The 18,759-nt window shown below is 65.6% G+C and carries 14 protein-coding genes; 2 read left to right on the top strand and 12 right to left on the bottom strand.

Annotation, left to right across the window (positions count from 1 at the left end; all coding sequences use genetic code 11):
* Position 1: 1 nt before the first annotated feature.
* Genes FJY68_01935 through FJY68_01925 form a run of 3 tightly spaced genes read right to left on the bottom strand, consistent with a single transcriptional unit; the run spans position 2 to position 1,906 of the window.
* Positions 2 to 532, bottom strand: a complete 531-nt coding sequence (locus FJY68_01935) for a hypothetical protein (GenBank protein MBM3330596.1) — start codon at positions 530 to 532, stop codon at positions 2 to 4.
* A gap of 12 nt (positions 533 to 544) precedes the next feature.
* A complete protein-coding gene (locus tag FJY68_01930) occupies positions 545 to 937 on the bottom strand; it encodes a VOC family protein (protein MBM3330595.1) in 393 nt (130 codons plus the stop codon).
* A 30-nt stretch (positions 938 to 967) separates the two neighbouring features.
* Complete coding sequence (locus FJY68_01925) at positions 968 to 1,906, bottom strand: hypothetical protein (GenBank protein ID MBM3330594.1); 939 nt, start codon at positions 1,904 to 1,906, stop codon at positions 968 to 970.
* Positions 1,907 to 1,999: 93 nt separating this feature from the next.
* Here FJY68_01925 and FJY68_01920 point away from each other — a divergent pair, with 93 nt between their 5' ends.
* Positions 2,000 to 3,109, top strand: a complete 1,110-nt coding sequence (locus FJY68_01920; GenBank protein ID MBM3330593.1) for an asparaginase — start codon at positions 2,000 to 2,002, stop codon at positions 3,107 to 3,109.
* A gap of 76 nt (positions 3,110 to 3,185) precedes the next feature.
* Here the strand turns inward: FJY68_01920 and FJY68_01915 are convergent, their stop codons facing one another.
* The 8 genes from FJY68_01915 to FJY68_01880 all read right to left on the bottom strand — a co-directional run bounded on the left by FJY68_01915 (position 3,186) and on the right by FJY68_01880 (position 15,702).
* Complete coding sequence (locus FJY68_01915) at positions 3,186 to 4,070, bottom strand: DMT family transporter (protein MBM3330592.1); 885 nt, start codon at positions 4,068 to 4,070, stop codon at positions 3,186 to 3,188.
* A 181-nt stretch (positions 4,071 to 4,251) separates the two neighbouring features.
* Positions 4,252 to 4,914, bottom strand: coding sequence for a methyltransferase domain-containing protein (locus FJY68_01910; protein MBM3330591.1), 663 nt, complete (start codon positions 4,912 to 4,914; stop codon positions 4,252 to 4,254).
* Between the two features lie 82 nt (positions 4,915 to 4,996).
* A complete protein-coding gene (locus FJY68_01905) occupies positions 4,997 to 6,904 on the bottom strand; it encodes a hypothetical protein (protein ID MBM3330590.1) in 1,908 nt (635 codons plus the stop codon).
* Positions 6,905 to 7,150: 246 nt separating this feature from the next.
* Positions 7,151 to 9,184: a ferrous iron transport protein B gene (feoB, locus tag FJY68_01900; protein MBM3330589.1), complete on the bottom strand. Its 2,034-nt coding sequence runs from the start codon at positions 9,182 to 9,184 to the stop codon at positions 7,151 to 7,153.
* 104 nt (positions 9,185 to 9,288) lie between these two features.
* Complete coding sequence (locus FJY68_01895) at positions 9,289 to 9,537, bottom strand: ferrous iron transport protein A (GenBank protein ID MBM3330588.1); 249 nt, start codon at positions 9,535 to 9,537, stop codon at positions 9,289 to 9,291.
* Positions 9,524 to 9,982 carry a metal-dependent transcriptional regulator gene (locus FJY68_01890; GenBank protein MBM3330587.1) on the bottom strand — a complete coding sequence of 153 codons (459 nt, stop codon included), beginning with the start codon at positions 9,980 to 9,982 and terminating at the stop codon, positions 9,524 to 9,526. The genes FJY68_01895 and FJY68_01890 overlap by 14 nt, the downstream gene beginning before the upstream one ends.
* A gap of 812 nt (positions 9,983 to 10,794) precedes the next feature.
* The gene (locus FJY68_01885) at positions 10,795 to 13,332 is read right to left on the bottom strand and encodes a hypothetical protein (GenBank protein ID MBM3330586.1); all 2,538 of its coding nucleotides are present in this window, start codon (positions 13,330 to 13,332) and stop codon (positions 10,795 to 10,797) included.
* A 9-nt stretch (positions 13,333 to 13,341) separates the two neighbouring features.
* A complete protein-coding gene (locus tag FJY68_01880; GenBank protein MBM3330585.1) occupies positions 13,342 to 15,702 on the bottom strand; it encodes a hypothetical protein in 2,361 nt (786 codons plus the stop codon).
* A 515-nt stretch (positions 15,703 to 16,217) separates the two neighbouring features.
* Between FJY68_01880 and FJY68_01875 the strand changes: the two genes are divergently transcribed.
* Positions 16,218 to 16,577, top strand: a complete 360-nt coding sequence (locus FJY68_01875; GenBank protein MBM3330584.1) for a hypothetical protein — start codon at positions 16,218 to 16,220, stop codon at positions 16,575 to 16,577.
* 23 nt (positions 16,578 to 16,600) lie between these two features.
* Here the strand turns inward: FJY68_01875 and FJY68_01870 are convergent, their stop codons facing one another.
* Positions 16,601 to 18,751 (bottom strand): hypothetical protein, encoded by a 2,151-nt coding sequence (locus tag FJY68_01870; GenBank protein MBM3330583.1) that lies wholly within the window; start codon positions 18,749 to 18,751, stop codon positions 16,601 to 16,603.
* Between the last annotated feature and the right edge of the window lie 8 nt (positions 18,752 to 18,759).

Here is an 18,759-nt window from a genome sequence, read left to right as displayed (position 1 = left end):
GTCACTTCCGGGGGCCTGCCAGCGATCGGATGAGATCCGTATCCAACTCTCCCTTTGCGCCCCAGCCTTTGACTCCGTCGGGAATCTGCGGTCGGAACTGCGCGTAAAAGGCAAAGGCCCGGGCAGCCAGGACGTCCGGCTTCATCGACTTGGCCAGCTCTTCCATCGCCGCCCGTACGGCTGCCAGGTGTTCGCCGAACTTGGACTCAAGATACGCCTGAGCGCTTCGGGCCGGAACCGGTTCACCCTTTGACAAGGCGCGCACGCCTTCCGCGGTACGCGTCACCGGCACCTCCCGGCCGAACAACTCGACCGAGTCCGCCCACCCCTCGCGTCGCTCTCCCGGCATCTCGTGCTTCTTGTATATCCCGAGGTGCCGCCCCTTGGCCTGCGCGTTCAGGCCGGTCACCGCCTTGCCGAGCGACAGCGCCTCTTCGCGGCTGAAGCCCAGCCGCTCGGCCACGACCGTAGCCCACAAAGCGAGCACCGGCGCCCGGTTGATGCTGACCACGAGTCCCTTGTCCGTCGCCATCGCCCGTGCCTCCTACTTGCCCCCGAGTGCTTCTAGGATGTTGCCCGCCGGGTCGTAGAACTGGAACCAGTAGTTGTCTCCACCCATGTGCTTCGGCTCCGCGTAGATGAACCTGACACCCGCGGCCTTGAGTCGCTCATAGGTTGCCTCGGCCGACTCGACCGAGAAGACAAACGCGGTGCGCATCGTGTCTTCTCCGTAGCTCGCGGCCTTGTTCTTGCCCTGCAGGTAGAGCCCGGTGTTGTCGGGAAGCTTGAAGAAGCATGCCGCGCTCCCCATGTCGTACTCCTTTTCCAGACCGAGGACTTCGGCGTAGAACCGATAGGCCTTCTCGAAGTCGTCGACGTACACCGACGCGAAGGCCAGTCCTTTCACCCTGTGTTTTGCCATCTCTACTCCTCTCATGCTGCAGCAATCGACTGCATCGTCCCGACGCTAGCGGACAACAACGACCTTCTGCGCTGCCTGCGCCTGGTCCTGTCGGACGAAATACACCCCGCGCGGCAGAAACGCACCCCTCGCCGTGACGTTTGCTCCCGATAGGTCATACACTGTCATACCCGTGGGCAAAGAACTCAAGACGTACAAACCTCTCTCGACCCGCTGCCGCTCGCCTGTCGGTGCGTCAGTAATATCCGACACAGTCTGCCAGGCGATCTCCTGGCAGAACCGCGCGGTCGCCGAGTCCAGGCCACCGTAGAACTGCAGGCCCACCGGGTTCGCCTCGTGTAGAACCGCGTAGAACACGCATGCTCCGAGGTAGGTACCCTCGAGTGTAGGATGGCTGTTGTCGCCCTGCCACAGGTCCACGAGCGAGTCAACCTGGCGGGCGCGGGCAAAAGCCGTCCCGACCGGGCAGAGGCCAGAGGACAACTCGCCCGCGATCTCCTGGTAGGCCACGCACAAGCTATCCTGCATCTCGAAGAAGTCGCGGAAATCCGGGCTCAGCGAGTCACCATAGCTCCACTGGCCGCCATGCTTCCGACCCCACGTCGTGAAGAAGACGGTCTTCGCGTCCTGGAGCCTGATGAGCGAGTCTAGCAGGCGGGAAGCCGGGTACATGCTGTTGTACCGCCAATAGTGAATCGTCGGTATGACGCTCTGCTCCTGCAGCACCACGAAGGACCACGAATCCTGTGCGATCTTGTCGAGCGTCGCCTGCGAGTTGGCGTGGTCGTTAAGCGAGTAGCCGCCGAACGTGCCGGCGTCGGTCCGCAACGGCCGGCCCCCGGCCTCAGATAGCCCCTGGAACAGCCCGGGCAGGTCGTTCACGTACGTGTAGCTGTTCCCGACGAAGAGCACCAGCAGCGAGTCGTCAGCCGTGGCCAGACCAGCGAGCGCGAGGATGAGAGCGACTGCACGCAGGCCATACATGGCCAGTGATTCTCCGGCGCTGACCGCCCTTCGTCAAGCCTCGCCTCCGGCCCGTGTTTGACTCCGGACGATATCGCGGCTAGATTCTGCCTGATGGCCACCGCGTCCCAGCACCGCTACGAGGCCGGTAACCGCGGCTCGGGTGTGCTGGTCATTTACACCGGCGGCACCATCGGCTCGATGCCCCGCGACCCGTCGGACCCGCAGAGCCCGCTCGTGGTCGTCGACTGGGCAGATTTCCGCCGTCGCACATCTTCGCTCTCGGAACTCCTGGCCGACGGCAGCACCAACCCGCGCTACATCGGGTTCAATGTGGATGGCGCCAGCCTCGAACCGCTCGACTCATGCAACATCGGACCGGGATACTGGGTCGAACTGGCGCGGCTCATCGAGGAGAGCTACGACCGCTACGAGGGCTTTGTCGTGCTCCACGGCACCGACACCATGGTCTACACCGCATCAGCGCTCAGCTTCATGCTCGAGGGGCTGGGCAAGCCCGTTCTGCTCACCGGCGCGCAGCGCTCGCACCTTGCCAACGTGCGCAACGATGCCCTCCAGAATCTGCTCACCTCGTTGCTCATCGCCAACCCGAAGCACTCAGGTCTGCCTGTCGTCCCCGAGGTCTCAATCTTCTTCCACGAGGAGCTGCTACGCGGCAACCGCAGCCGCAAGGTGAACGCCTCCGGGTTCGCCGCGTTCACGTCTCCCAACTACCCGCGGCTCGCTTCCGCCGGTGAGAGCATCATTGTCGACCGTCGCGTCCTGCGGCCACCGGGCTCACGCCTGCGTCTGCGCAGCCACATCGAGCCCAATGTCGCCTCCGTCATCTTCTTTCCCGGGATTCAGGAAGCGTCGATTCTGGAGGACGTGCTCTCCGACCCGCGCCTCAAAGGCGTAGTCCTGATGACCTACGGCGCCGGCACCGTGCCATCTGACTCAAGGGTTCTCGACCCGATTGCGGCGGCGGTAGAGCGCGGGGTCGTGGCAATTGCCGTTACTCAGTGCGGCGGCGGAACGGTCGAACTCGAGCGCTACAAGGCGAGCGCCCAACTGATCGACGCCGGAGTCGTATCCGGCCGCGACATCACGCCCGAGGCCGCGCTGGTGAAGTTGATGGTCCTGCTCGGCGACTCGAATCTCAGACCAGCCGAAGTGCGGCTACTTCTGAGCCAGGATCTCGCCGGCGAACTGACTGTCGGCTAGCAGCCAGCCGCCGAGATTGCGGACTCCGACTTCTGCACTCTGAATTCTGGCATCTGACTTCGGCCGAACCGTTGCCCTAGTCGACCTCGGCAGGCCCTGCGATCGTGCCGAGGTAGATGGCGAGAAGTGTCACAGTCGCGCCCGCAGCCTGCATGAACGACACCGGATGCCTGAAGAAGACCACGTCCCAGACCGCCGCCAGCAGGGGTTGTAGCAGGAGCAGCAGACCCGCCAGTGAACGGCGAACGCGCGGCAGGCCGCCGGACATGAGCACCCACGCCAGCACCTGCCCGATGACGCCCAGGGCCAGCAACAGACCCAGGCTCGGCACGTCCGGAATCCCGAAACTCTCCCGCTGTATCAGGGCAATGATGCCAAGAAAGCCGGCACAGCACGCCGACACGGTCGCCATGTTTGAAACTCGCCCGGCCAGCCCAGCGCTGTGCTGCAGCCGGCGCAGGGCCACGAGATACCCGGTGTAGCAGCAGGCGCTGCCGAGCCCAAAAAGGACGCCGTGCCTGAACCCGGTGCTGCCAAGCCGCCAGTCAACGCCGACTATCATCGCCAGGCCGACGATTGCCAGCGGCGCTGCCGCGGCAAGGCGCCAGGTCAGCTTCTCTCGGCCGAAAAGAAGACCGATGCCGGCCATGGGAAACACCTGGCAGCCGACCAGGATAGTAGCGAGGCCCGGCCCGACCAGCCGGATGCTGCGGTTCCACATCGTCATATCAAAGGCGAACGAAAGAGCGGCGGCCGCGGCGAGCGGAAGCGAGTTACGGTCCAGTCTCAGGCGCTCCCGCGCAAGCCCGACGATCAGCAGCAGTATGGCGCCGCCGAAGACCATCCGGTAGAACGCGGTGACCGTGGGCGCCACGGCGAGCACGCGCACAATCGGCCCAGTGAAGCTGACGATCGCCGCGCCGGTCGCGAGCATGAGCAGGGACGAATTGGCGGCTTTCATCTGGTGGTCGGCGGTCAGTCTAGGCGCAGCCCTCCACAAGTAAAGCCCTCCCGAAGAAGGGCACAACCGAGGTCAGATGTCAGAAGTCTCAGAACGGGCGCCCATGTGCCATTGCTTCAGAATCCACCTCTCCGAATTCTGGCATCTGGTTTCTGACTACTGAATTGTCTGTGCCGGTATCTCAGCGCTTGCGGCAGAGGGTGAGGCCGTCGGCAATCGGCACCAGGCTCAGGTCGATGCGCTGGTCATCAACCCGCGCGGCATTGAAGGCGCGGATGGCCCGCGTGTCGGCATCGCGCTTCGCCCGGTCCGCCACCCTGCCGCTCCACAGAGTGTTGTCGATAGCGATAATGCCGCCCGAACGCACCAACTCCATGCACTGCTCGAAGTAGGCGCCGTCCTTTGTCTTGTCGGCATCGATGAACGCGAAGTCGAAGCTGTCGCGTCCGCGCTCCTTGCGCAGTTGCGTCAGCGTCTTCTGCGCCTCGCCCAGGCGGAGTTCGATTCGGCCCTCGACTCCGGCCTTCCGCCAGTAGCGCCGGGCGACTGCCGTCCATGTTTCGCTTCGATCGCAGGTGATGACCTTCCCATTCTCAGGCAGCGCGAGCGCCATCGCGAGCGAGCTGTAACCCGTGAAGGTCCCGACCTCAAGCACGCGCTTCGCGCCCATCACCCGCAGGAGCAGAGCCATGAATTGCCCCTGCTCGGGCGAAATCTGGCAGTCGGCCTCAGGCATCGGCCGAGTTTCGTCGCGCAGCTCGCGCAGCACGTCCGGCTCGCGCAGCGAGGCCCCGAGCAGGTACTCGTACAGCGCGTCGTTCAGGTAGATGGTTCGGTTAGACATCACTCGTCTCCCTTCGGTTGCGAGTCTGCCTGAGAGAAGGTACTGTAAGGGCCGGCTCCGAGTGTCAAAGCCCGCGCCCGCGCTAGAGAATCTCGCAGCGGCCCGCGAAACAGGCCGGCTCGACGTCCACGGTCGTGGTGTCGCCGGTCATCGCCTCGAACTTGCCGAGCTGCGAGAAGTCGAGTTTCGGGAACTTCGCCGCCCGGTCCCGGTACGTCGCCTCGTCGATCTCCTCGAACGGCGCCAGCTCGTACTCGGCATCGGTGTAAGGGTAGAACGTTACACCGACGATCTCTTCCCAGTGCTCGTAGACGTAGTTCGCGACCTTCAGCCACTCATCCGGCTTCACGTAGACCGTGCAGGAGGCGTTGTGCGTGCACCAGTGCTGCTGCACCTTGCGGTACCAGTCGAGTTGTTTGAACGCGTCCATCCCGTCGCGGAAGACCGCGGTCGCGGGCGCCTGGACCGGGAAGGTGACGACCGCGGTCGTGAAGTTGTCGCGGGTCTGGCCGGTTTCCGGCTCCCAGGGCAACCCCTGGGCACGGAGCATGGCCAGGACCGGGTCGTTGGCCGCAATCCGGTAGCGGCGCAGGTAGTAGCGACTCCAGCGCGGGTGCAGGCCGCTGGCGGAGTCTACCAGTTGCGACACCGTGCCCGACGGCTTGACGCAGGTGTAAGCGGTGGCGGCCGGAACCCCGAGACAGCGGGCGGCCTCCTCGACCGTGCGCTCGACCACGGTCTTCAACTGCTCCAGCACCTTCTCGGTGAGGAGCGACGGGTGGTCCATCTGCCCGGTCAAAGACACCCCTGCCAGCCGTTCCTCGTTGCAGTTCTCCGCCCACTCCTTGCGCAGGAACGGGAAGAAAGTGAAAGTCCCCTGGATCACGCCCAGCCAGGCCGCGGTCTTCACCTTGTCGACCAGCGTGCCGATGTCGTCCGCGGGCCGCAGCACCACCTCGGAGAGATTGCAGAACTGGTGCGGGCGGAGGATGATCTCGCCGCAGGGATTGGTGCGTTCGTCCCCGCGGTACTTGCGGGTCTGCGAGCAGGCGACCGGCACGGCGCTCGTGTTCAGGATGCCGCGTTCGCCCGAGCCGGAGGCGGCCATCGCCGCCCACTCGTTCATGAACACAATCGGGTCCGGCTTCTTCGTGTAGGCTACGCTGTTGTTGGCGATGAACCGGTAGGACGGGACCGGGCCGCGCGAGAAGTCCTTGGCGTGGCGCATCTCCTCGTCATCGAGGTCCGAAAACGAGATCATGGCCGAACGGCGCTTCCCGCCCATCACGATCTTCTCGGCCACCATGCAGCAGATGTCGTGGCACTCCAGCGGCGTCAGGCGCCGGCCCGCAGCCCGGCGCACGATTGCCTCGACGTCGGCGAACAGATGCTGCAGCGATTCGGCGCCCGACGCCCTGCCTCCCATCTGCTTCAGCCGCGCGCCGTACGGGCGGATTTGCGAGAAGTCGAAACGCACCGACTCGCCCGCGAACCAGGTCTCGAGGGCGAAAAGGAATGCCTTGGCCCAGCCCTCGCGCGAATCCTCTATCGCGTAGTCATCGCGGCAGTCCACGCCCGGCTGCGCCACCGGCGGCAACTGCTGCACGAACTCCCGTTCCACTGAGAACCCGACGCCCGATCCGCACATCAGCAGGAACATCAACTCGGAGAAACTGCGCAGGTCCCGGATCGGGAAATAGGCGCAGTTGTAGATGCACGCGTTGTCCTTGAGCACGACCGGGCCCGCGGTCGCCACCAGCCGCATCGACGGCATCACGCTGAACGTCGCGAGCCCGTCCCGTATCCTTTCCCACACCCGGGGCGGCACGCCCTCGCGCCCGGGCGTGTTGTTGCGCAGGAACGATACGACCCGCTCCACCACTTCGTCCCACGTTTCGCGGCGGCCGTCTTCCTCCCGCCACCGGCAATAGTGGGTCAGGGCGACGAACTCTGCGGCCTGATTCGGAAACAGACTGTGCTGCTCTGCCAAGACCTCTCCTCTCACGTCTCAGTGCACCGGGAAATTGAAGTTGTTTGCGTAGGCTGCCGACGGCTCGCCGTCCGCCTGGCGTCAATCTGGTTTGACTCGGTGTTCGGGATTCGAGCTTCGGAATTCAACCTACGACGCCGCGAGTCTACCCCCACCCGGGCCTCGAATCAAGCGTTTTCCACCCTCCGCGCGTGCGGCAAACGGGACGACCTGTGCGAGCGAGCAAGGTGCCCGGCTCTCCTCCGGCTAGCGCAGCAACAACCGGCCGACCTGGTTGATGGCGACGGCTACGACCCAGCCCAGCGCCAGGCTGTACCCGGTCGCGAGCAGGGCCCAGCGCCCGCCGGCCTCACGCCGGATGGCGGCGATGGTAGCGACGCACGGGACGTAGATGAGCGACATCGCCATGAACGCATAGGCTGTAAGCGGCGTGAACTGGGCGTGGAGGGCGGCCGTCAACCCCTGGCTGCCGGTGCCCATCAACGTTCCCATGGTCCCGACGACCAGCTCCTTGGCCACTATCCCGGCCAGCAGCGATACCCCCGCCTGCCAGAAGCCGAACCCGGCCGGCGCGAACAGCGGCGCCAGCAGGCTGCCGATCCGTCCGATCAGCGTCCCCTCCGAGGCGTAGGGAGCACCCCAGGGCAGCCGCGCCAGCAGCCAGAGCAGAACCACGGCCAGGGCGATGGTCGTGCCGGCCTTGCGCAGGAAGAGACCGGTCCGCTGCAGGGTGTGGCGCAGCAGGTGCCGGAGCACGGGTGCGTGGTACGGAGGCAGTTCGATGATAAGCGGCGCCGCCTCGCCCGGGAAGAGCAGCCGGCGCGCCACCCGGGCGACGACCAGGGCCAGCAGGATACCGAGCAGATAGAGCGAGAAGACTACGAGCCACTGCCGGCGCGGGAAGAACGCGGCTGCGAAGAGAGTGTATATGGGCAGCCGGGCCGAGCAGGACATGAGCGGCGAGATAAGGATGGTGAGCAATCGGTCCTTGCGCGCGTCCAGTGTCCGGGTTGCCAGGATTGCCGGCACGCAGCAGCCGAAACCCATCATCAACGGGATGAAGGACTTGCCATGCAGCCCGAGTGCGTGCATGAAGCGGTCCATCACGAACGCTGCCCGCGCCATGTACCCGGAGTCCTCGAGGAGCGAGATAACGAGAAACAGCAGCGCCACATTGGGAACGAAAACCAGCACCGAGCCGACTCCACCGATGAGCCCGTCCGCGACCAGCGAGCCCACCCACTCCGGAGCGTGTGCGGCAGCGAGCAGTGTCGACGCGGCTGCCGCCAGTTTGCCGAACCCGGTGTCAACCAGGTCGGCGAGCGGCGCGCCGGCGCGGAAAACGACGAAGAACGCCAGTCCCATCACCGCCAGGAAAAGCGGAACCCCGAACCAGGCGTGAGTTGCGACCCGGTCGATGCGGTCCGAAGCGGTCGGCCCGGCCTCCGCGTCTGGCGCTTCCCTGACACACTCATGCACCAGGCCATGGGCATAGGCGTGGCGTCGCTGCACCATCGCCGCCTCGATGCCCCCGGGCAGGCGCGACTCCAAGCGGGTGCGGGCCCGGCCCAATGCCGGCTCCAGCGCCGCGCGGCAGGCAGGACTGAAGTGGTGCAGCTCGTCGGCGTCGCCCTCGAGCAGCCGCAGGGCCAGCCAGCGTCGCGGCAGACCCGGCGCGTCCCCGCAGCCGGCCATCACCGACTCAAGCGCCGCCGCCTCGGCTTCAATATCCGGCCCGTAGTCCACGCGCAGCGCCGGCCCGCCTTCGGTCCGGCCGGCATCGTGGAGCGCGCGGCGGAGCTCGTCCAACCCCTGGCCGCGGCTCGCGACCGTCTCCACCACCGGTACGTTGAGCACGCGGGAGAGACCGGCCGCGTCGATTGCGGTCCCCTGCTTCGCCGCGACGTCGCTCATGTTCAGGTCGAGGACCACGCGGGCCCCGAGTTCGAGCAACTGGACGACGAGGTAGAGATTCCGCTCAAGGTTGGCCGCGTCGACCACTGCCAGCACCGCGTCCGGACGCTCGCGCACCAGGTAGTCGTGCGCAACCTTCTCATCGAGCGAATAGACCGTCAGGCTGTAGGTACCGGGCAGGTCCACCACCTCGACCTCGTGCCCCTGGAAGCTGAACCGGCCTTCTTTCCGCTCGACCGTCACGCCCGGCCAGTTGCCGACATGCTGGCTCGAACCGGTCAGCGCGTTGAAGATTGTGGTTTTGCCCGAATTGGGGTTGCCGGCGATCGCCACCCTAATCCGGCGTTTGGCCGGAGCAGCGGTCATGATCCGGTTCCTGCCGCCCCGATTCCGAAATTGAACCACCAAGACACCAAGAACACCAAGAGAAGAGCTTCGGGTCCTTCCTCACCCATTTGTGTCTTTGTGCCTTAGTGGTGACATCCTGTGCCGGATTCAGGGACCGGCTCGACCCTGACGCGGCGGGCAAGCCCGTGGCCGATTGCCAGACGCGAGCGGCGCAGGGCGACCAACACCGGCCCGCCCCCGCGCCGGGACAGAACGCTCACCTCCGTGCCGGGGATGAGACCGAGCGTGCTCAGCCGGCCGGCCATGCCGCGGCCGCCGTCGATTTCCACTACCCGCACGTTGCTGCCGGGTTGAACGTCAGCGAGACTCATGCCTGCCTCCGCATTCGCACCGCTTCCCGGTCGCCAGGAACCGCTCGAACCGGTCCCGGCACCGGGCCGCACCGTCTGGGTCGGCGGCGAAATCGAGGAACCGCACCATGCGCCGCATGGTTCCGGCCGACAGCGCGTGCTCCATGCGGCATGCGTCCGCCTCCGCCGCCTGCGCCCCGACGCCGAGAAGCTCGGAAAGGAACCTCACCAGCAGCCGGTGGCGTCCGGCCACCAGGCGCGCCGCCGATCGGCCTGTTTCGGTCAGCGTCACGTGGGCGTAGCGCTCGTGCCGTACCAGCCCGCGCCCGGCCAGCCGCCGCAACGCGGCCACCACCGCCGGCCGGCTCACCTCCAGCCGCTGCGCGAGCGCCGCCACTCGCACCGGGACGTCCCCGCTCTCCAACTCGATGATTGCCTCAAGATAGTCCTGGGCGCTTTCGCTCAGGTCCGTACTGCCCGTCGCCCTGGCTGTGTTATCCATGGATAATTTTGTTAACCTCGGTTAATTATAGGGCAGCGGCACTCGCCTGTCAACCCGCGCGGGGCTGCTGGAGATTGCGGGAGTTGTGCTTCTCCGTGCGGACCGGAGGCGAGCGACGGCAGCGGCTCTGCGCCCGGGCAGGCCCACTCACCGACCGAGCGCACCTCGCGCGTCTCAGCCGTCGTCGCTGCGCCACTGCCGCGCTCAGGTCCACCATTCTGCATCTTGCCATCTGCACTCTGCAGTCTGCATTGCCTCGGCGCATAGCCCGGCAAGCGAACCTGGAGACTGACCCGCATGCGACCTCGACTGCTGTCTCAACGGTTGCTCGGGCCGCAAGCGCCCGGACTCACCGGAGAAGAGTCCGCAGGACAAACCGGCGAATTGCATCCCCTGCTCTCCGACACACGGGCCCCCGAACTCCTGTTCACTTTCCTCCCCGGACAAGGGACCAGGGACTCCCCGAGACAACTTCCGAGACAGTCTTCCTGTCTCCTGTCTTCTCTGTTCTGTATTCTATCCGGAGGGCCGTCCCCCAGGCGGGGGTGTCATTTCGTCAGCCTCAAGCCTAAGGCCTCAAGCCTCAAGCACATGGGCCCAAGAGCCCGCTCCCGCGCCATTCTACAGGGTTGTAGAATCGCGTGTGGCAGCGAGCCTAGGACATCGTCACGGCGAGTGGGTCGAAGGGAGCAGGGGCGGGCTATCGCCCGCCCCGCTTTCGTTCACGCCCTAGTTCCGGACTCTACCTCAACCTTGACCTCAACCTTAGCCTTGCCCTATCTCTGCAAGACCACCTTTTCCGTCGCCGGGTGCTCGCCGGCAAGGCGCCGCACGAAGTAGACGCCGGGGGCGAGGCGCGAGACGTCGTTCGCGCCGGGCTCTAGTTCGATTACCTTGCGGCCGGTTGCGTCCATCAAGCTTGCGGCTTGGGGCTTGCGGCTTGCAGCTTCCGAGAGGAGCAGCACGCCGCGGACGATGGTCGGGACGGGGTTCGTCGTTCGCACTTCGGCGTTCGGCGCTTCCTCTACGCCCGGGCCCGGGTAGAGCTTGCCCCATGCCCGCATGGTCCGCGCCGGCCGGCCGCCGATCTCCTCGGTCCAGCCGGAGTAGGCAACAAGCACCTGCGCGTCCGGCCCACGGGCGATGTCGGGCGTCCGCTGGTTGCCCTGTCGTTGGGTGATGACCACCGTGTCTCCAACCAGGCCGTCGGGAGAAACCCTGGCGCCGTACACATCGTAGTTCTCATAGCTCTGGCGGTTGTCCTCCCAGACGACGACGAAGTCCGAACCGTCGAAGGCTGCTGTCGGATAGAGCTGTTCGCGCTCGGCGGTAGAGACCGGAATACCGGCCGAGTCAAGCACGGCCCCGCCCGTGCCGACCCTGGCGCCGTACACGTTCCGGTCCACGCCGCTGCGGTTGTCCATCCAGGCGACGAGGAAGCGGTCCCCGCCGCATGCGACGGATGGGTAGCTCTGCCCTCCCTGAGCCGCGGAGACGACAATCGGTACCGTATCCAACACCTGCCCACCGGGCGTGACCCTCGCGCCGTGGACGTCGCCCCCGCTGGTCGCGTCGGCCCAGACCACGAGCCAGTTCGATGCGTCGAATGCGACGTCTGGCGTGAGCTGGTCCCCGGTGGCGGCCGCAACTGGGATTCCGGTCGGGTCGAGCACCACGCCTGCCGGACTGACTCTCGCCACGTAGATGTCGAAGTCCTGCCCGTTGCGCCTGTCCTCCCAGGCAACCAGGTAGTTGCTTCCGTCCCACTCGGCCGCTGCATGTCGCTGCTCGCCGGGCTGTGCCGACACCGCGATGCCCGCCGGGTCGAGCGCGGCCCCGGTTGCAGCGACGCGCGCGCAGTACAGGTCGTTCTTATCGCGCCGCGCGTCCTCCCAGGCAACGAGGTACTGCCCGCTGCCGGCGGCCACCACCGGCGACAACTGGTAGCCGGATGCCGTGCTGACCGCAATCGGAGTCGGGTCGAGAACCCGGGCGCCGGATGAAACCCGGGCCGCGTAGATGTCGAACTCGGACTCGGCGCTGCGGTAGTCCTGCCAGGCAACCAGGTACTCGGACCCGAGCCCGGCGACTGCCGGTTCGGATTGATGACTGGCCCCTACCGCCACCGCGATTCCGGCGGTGTCCAGGACGACCCCGGACTCAGTCACCCGAGCACCCAGCACATTGCCGGACGACCAGAGAACAAAGAAGCTGTCGCCGGCAGCAACGGCCGGGTAATAGCCGGTGTGGCGACCTTGCCAGACCCTGATGCCCGATGTGTCGAGGACCTGCCCGGTCCCGGCGACGCGTGCTCCGTAGATGTCGTACCTGGTGGTATCATTGCGCCGGTCGGTCCAGACTATGAAGCTGCCGGCAGCGCCATGGGAGACGGCGGGCAGCATCTGGTGACCGGCCGCCTTTGAGACCGCAATCCCCGCGGTATCGAGCACGGTTGCGCCCGGTGTGACCCGCGCGCAGTAGATGTCGTAGTTCGCCGGAGGATAGTTGCGCAGGTCGGCCCAGGCTACCAGGTAGTTGGCCGCATCGAAGGTGACTGCCGGGCTTGCCTGACTAAGCACGGCTGCGGATATGACGAAACCGCCGGAGTCGAGCACGCCGCCGCCGGAGTTCACTCTCGCGCCGTGGATGTCGGTTCCTCCGAACCTCCAGACGACCAGCCAGTTGACGCCATCGCTGGCGACTTCCGGCGTCTCCTTGTCCTTGTCCGGCATCATGGCGATCTCGATTGCCTGCGTGTCCAGCACCTGGCCTGCCGTGCTGACCCGCGTTCCGCGCACGTCCGCGTAGATCGTGCTGTTCCGGTAGTCCTCCCAGACCACAAGGTACTGCCCGTTGCAGTATGCGACCCGAGGCCTCTCTTGATGGCGCGTTACGGTCGAGACGGGAATGCCGGCGGTGTCGAGCACGGTGCCGTTGGTCGTGACCCTGGCGCAGTAGATGTCGCTCGATGTGCCGCGCGAATCCTCCCAGACCACGAGGTAGTTCTCACCGTCGAACGCGACCGCCGGGTCATACTGACCGTCGGCTGCCAGCGAGATCGGGATTCCACCCGGATCCAGCACGGTGCCGTCCGCTCTCAGCCTGGTTCCGTAGACGTCGTAGGCGGTCACACTCCGATGGTCCTCCCAGACCGCGAGGAAGTTCGTGCCGTCGAAAGCTATCGCTGGCTCGGACTGCCCGCCGACTGAGGGCGTGTAAACGATGGTCGTATCGAGCAGAAACTCGTCGGCTCGGGCCGGGCTGGCCACTGCACTGATGGCCAGAGCAGCAGCTACCAGGACACGGATACGCATTCAGTGCTCCTATCTGGTCACGATGACCTTGGTCATTCGCTCAATGCCTGACGCACTACGCATCACGCCGGACGCTTGACGCATGAAGTACATGCCAGGGGCGAGGGCGGATACGTCATTCGCGCCGGGCTGCAAGTTCATGACCTTGCGGCCGGCTGCATCGAGCAGGACGACTTCCGATTGCAGGTTGCAGGTTGCAGATTGCAGATTGAGTATGCCTCGGACGATGGTCGGGACGCGGTTCGTCGTTCGCACTTCGGCGCTCGGCGTTTCCTCGACGCCGCCCGCGTCGTCGAGGACCGAGATGCTGGAACCCACGGAGTTCGCGGTGTAGACCCGGTTCCGTGCCGGATTCCATACCAGGTCCAGCGGGCTCTTGCCCACCGCAATGGTCGCTATCACCTGACGGGTCGCGCAGTCGATGACACTGACGTTGTCGTCCTGGCCGTTCGCGCAGTAGACACGGTTGCTAAGCGTGTCGAGGACCAGCGCGACCGGGTTGTTGCCGACCGGCACGGTCGCGATAACCGAATCCGCCGCGCAGTCAATCACCGAGACGCTCCGGCTCTGCTGGTTGGCGACGTAGACTTCGGTCCCGCCCGGGCCGCCGGCCATCGCGCTCGGGTTGTTGCCGACCGCGATGTAGGCCGCCACGCTGTCGCTGGGGCAGTCGATTGCCGCCACCGAGTTCTGGCCACCGTGGTGGCTTTCGACGTAGACGCGGTTGTCGCCGGGATTGTAGAAGATGGCGTTGTCGCACTCGCCGACCGTGATGTCCGGCAGCCAGGTGTTGGTCGCCCCGTCGATCACGGTCACGATGTCGTCGTTCGAGTTCGTGCAGTAGACCCGGTTGCTCGTCGGACTGTAGCAGAATCCCTCCGGACCCGTCCCGCGCGTGAGGCTGGCGATGACGCTGTCGCCGGCACCATCGATGATTGTCACGATGCCGCCCCAGTAGTCGGCGACGTAGACCTTGTTGTTCTGGGGGTTCCAGCACAGCGCCTGCGGTTCGGCGCCGGCCGGCAACGTCGCCCGGACCGCGTTCGTTGCCGCGTCAATCACGGTCACGGTGCCGCCACCGGTGTTGGCGGTGTAGACCTTGTCGCTCGTCGGATTGTACAGGATTGCGTAAGGCCAGTCCCCGGTTCGGACATAGGTGACCACCGTGTCGGCAGCCGCGTCGATGACGGCCACGTCGTCGCTGGTTTCGTTCGCCGAGTAAACCCGGTTGCGACCCGGGTCGTAGCAGAGCGCGACGGGCGAGTATCTGGCCTTGATGGTCGCGACGACGGTGTCGGCCGAAGCGTCGATGACCGTCACGTCGTCCGACGCTTGGTTCGCGGTGTAGGCTTTGCCGTTCTGCGGGTTGAAGCAGATGGCTCGGGAATCGCTTCCGGCCTCGACCTCGGTCATCGGCTGGTTGGTCGAGCCGTCAATCACGGTCACCAGGCTCGTATCCAATGCGCTGACGCAGTACACCCGGTTCAGCGCCTCGCTCACCACGAGGCCCTGCTCGTATCCCATCAGGGTAATCCGCGCCAGCACCGAATCGCCCGGACCGCTGATTGCCACCAGCCCCGGCCCGCCAAGGCAGTAGACCTGCTGGTTGGCCGGGTTGTAGCACAACGCTCCCGCTCTCGATATGTCATCGATCTGGGCCAGGATTTGGTTGGTCGAGCCGTCGATTACCGTTACGCGGTCGGCGCCCCGATTGGCGACGTAGACCTTGTTTGCCGCCGGGTTGTGGACGACGGCGTTCGGCTCATCGCCGGTGGCGACGGTCGCCAGCACCTCGTTGGTCGCGCCGTCAATCACGGTCACGTTGTCGCTGTACTCGTTCACGCAGTAGAGCCTATTGCCGGACGGGTTGTACCCGAGCGCCGTCGGCGCGGTTCCGACCGCAACGGTATCCAGCACCTGATTGGTCGCACCGGATATGACGAGCACTACCCTTTGAGCGGTGGCACAGTAAACCTTGTCGTTCTGGCTGTTGTACCCGAGGGCCAGCGGACGACCGCCAACCGGCACTGTCGCCACCGGCTGGTTGCTGGCGGCGTCAATGACAGCGACCGAGAAACTATCGGTCTGCGCCGCGTAGACCTTGTTGCCGGTCGGGTTGTACAGCAAAGCGCCCACCGCTTCGGCAACCGGGATGCGGGCGACCTTGTGGTTGGTGGCGCCGTCGATCACCAGCAGTAGGCCGCCCCCGCCGCCGACGTACACGCAGTTGCCCGCCGGCGCATAGACCAGCCGCGACGGGGAAGCGGTTCCCACGAAAGAGTCCGGCAGCCATATCGTCTTGTCGAGTCCTTGCGCCAACGCGCCGGACAGCAGGCAGCTCGCAGCTAGCAACAGAACAGAGAATCTCATCTCATCCTCCTATTTTGCCACGACGATTCTGGTAGCGGTCGACAGCCTGCGGCCTGTGGCTGACGGCACTTCTCGCACGAAGTAGACGCCGGGCGCGAGGCGGGAGACTTCGTTCGGGCCGGGACGCAAGTCAATCGCCTTCCGCCGTTGATGTCCAGCAGCTCCGCATTCGGCACTCGGCAACCGGCAATCGACAGACGCTGCGGACGACGCTCGGGACGGGATCCACCGTGCCGCGCTGATGGTCCATCTCCTTCTCAACCCCTCGCTGCGCACTGCCGCCAACGGCCGAGACCCCAGAGTTGAGGTTGGCGCCGCACAGCCGGCTCCGGGTCCCACCACAGGCTGACGTATGGCCGAAACTGACGTGCAGCCAAGCCGATCCTGAGGAGCAGCACAGGGACGGCGTCTCCGCGTACGGGAATGACGCCCGAGCGCTTGACAGCAAAGTCGAGGCCGATAGAATCCCACATAGTGCCATCTGACGCCGCGGCCAGCCAACCAAGGAGGCAAACGTGAGAAAACTGCTAAGGCTGTTTCTTGCATTCCTCGCACTCGTGGCCATGGGTAACATGTGCCCACCGAAAGCGCCGAAAATAGTGCCAATACGCCCGGAGCCCGGGTCTACGGTCCACGCCGGCCCGGTCGAAATCGTCGTCGTCGTCACTGACGACTATGAAGTCAAAAGCGTGCTGTACCATTTCCCGGGGGCCGACCCGGTTCCCGCGCATTGCTGTCCGCCCGATACCTACTGGTTGTTCTGGGACGCTTCCACCGTGGAGCAGAACCAGTGGGACACTATCAGGGTCAGAGCCGAGGACCACGACGAAATGGTCACCTGGGCGGATCTCTCCTACTTCGTAGTCGCAAAGTAGTGCCCGCCGGGGCGCAGCCAGGTTCACCATACGACGGCCACCTTGGTCAGGCTGGTCGTCGGTAGTCTGCCGCTCTGATAGCGCCGCACCACGTAGACCCCCGATGTGAGATGCCGAATGCTGTTCTCGCCCGGCACGAGATGCATCACCTTGCGCCCGCTCATGTCCAGCAGCTCCGCCCGCTGCGGGCCGCTAGCTGCAAGTCGTGAGCCCAGCCGCAGCACGCCGCGGATGATGGTCGGGCGGCCGCTTGGCGTCCGCCGTTCCGCGTGCGGCGTCTCGTGTACCGCGCCGCCGGCATCGCCGGTCGCGACGACGGTCCCTCCTGTGCCGACGGCGTAACCGTTGCGGCAGTCGACCGGGAAGCAGACCGCCATCAGCAGCGCGGACGTCGGGAATTGGCTGGTCCAGGTGGCGCCCTGGTCGGTTGTTCGGAATATGTCTCGTTCGCCGACCATGTAGCCGGTGTCCGCGCCCGCGGGAAACGTGATGTCGTAGAGGCAATCGCTGGAGCTGCCGATGAATTCGCCCTGCCACGTCTCGCCGCCGTCGGTAGAGCGCGCGAAGTACCGATCACTGCCGCAGACATGTACGTCCTGACCGCCGGGCAGCAGGGAGACCGCGTACAGGTCGTCAGTCATGCCGGCGTTGACTACGGACCAGGTCTGGCCCGCGTCGGTGGTCCGGGCGACCGCGCCCCATTCACCAACGAGCATCCCGGTGTCAGCGCAGCAGAAGTCCATGTCGAGGTAGGTCGCCGAGGTTCCGGTGTGGCGTGGGGACCACGTGCTCCCGGCATCGGTGGTGCGGTAGACGAGGTTGCCGGCACGGGCGTAGCCGGTTTCCCCAGTCGGGAACGACAGGTCGCTGAAAGTGGAGCCCGAAGACCCCAGTACCGAGTCCCACGTGACGCCTTCGTCCGTGGTCCGACAGACGACTCCGCGGTTCAGGCCGTGCCGGCCGGACACGAACCCGGTCTCGGGCCCGCCCGGGAAGACAATCTCCGTGAAGAGGTAGGTCGAGTCGAAAGCGCCCAGCGCCATCCAGTTCTGTCCGTAGTCGCCGGTGGCGAACAGCCCGCCGAAGTCGCTGGCCATATAGCCGCTCTCGGGCCCGGTCGGGAACGAAACACCCGTCAGCGTATGACGGGTCACCCGCCGCGCGAGGTCGAACCACGTCCGGCCGGTGTCGCTGCTCAACTTCAGGTCGCCTGCCAGCCCGGTCATCAGGACGTGCTCGCCGTCGGCCGCGAAATCAAGGGAGGTAGGGTAGAACGAGCTGGTCGTGTCTTCCGACCAGGTTGCGCCGCCGTCCGTCGTCCGGTGGCGGGTCTGTGCGCCCCCGTTGTACACACCCATCAGCACGAACCCGGTCTGGTTGTCGCGAAAGCCGGCGCCGATGCTGTTCCAGCCCGACTGGAAACCGGACGAGTCCCACGACAGCCCCGCGTCGGTGGTCTTGAGGACAAGACCGTAGTTACCCACAGCGTACCCGGTCTGGCCGTCTACCGGGAAGCTGATGTGCGTGAGTGAATGGCCTACCGGACCAGCGACGCGGTTCCACGTGACTCCCGCGTCCGTGGTTCTGAATACGACCCCGCCGGACGTTCCCAAGTTTCCCGCGGCATATCCGGTTCGGTCGTCTGCCAGGAGCAAGACACCGTAGAGCCGGCCGATCTCGCGAGGCTCCGACCGCGTCCAAGTGACGCCGCTGTCGATTGTCCGGAAGACGACCGTCGATTCCGGGGAACCAGGGAAGTAGCCGACGGCGAGACCGGTCCTCGTATCGGAGGAGAAGCAGATGTCTTCAAAACGGTACAGGATGTTGGACAAGACCATCGTCCAGTTGCGGCCACCGTCAGTGGTCCTGAAGACGGCACGGCCTCCGTCCCCGCTACGTCCGAGCACGAACCCGGTCAAGGTGTCCGCAGGGAAATGGATGCGGCGGAATGCGTACGGTCTGCCGTACGCGCCGTGGTCGGACCAACTTGCCCCGTTGTCCGTGGTCTTGAGCACGGTGCCGCCCGCCCCGGACACCAGCCATGTGTTCGCCTGCACGTGCTGCACCGCGAATAGGTCGTTTCCGGTAGGCAACGGGCACCGGTAGGACCAGTCGGCAGCAGCCATCGCGCACAGAACGACACAGGTCAGGAACGATATCTTCCATCTGAGCATGCGTGCCT

Source organism: candidate division WOR-3 bacterium (genome assembly GCA_016867815.1).
Lineage (GTDB): Bacteria > Hydrothermota > Tepidihabitantia > Tepidihabitantales > Tepidihabitantaceae > UBA2258.
This window is presented reverse-complemented; position numbering and strand designations above follow the sequence as displayed.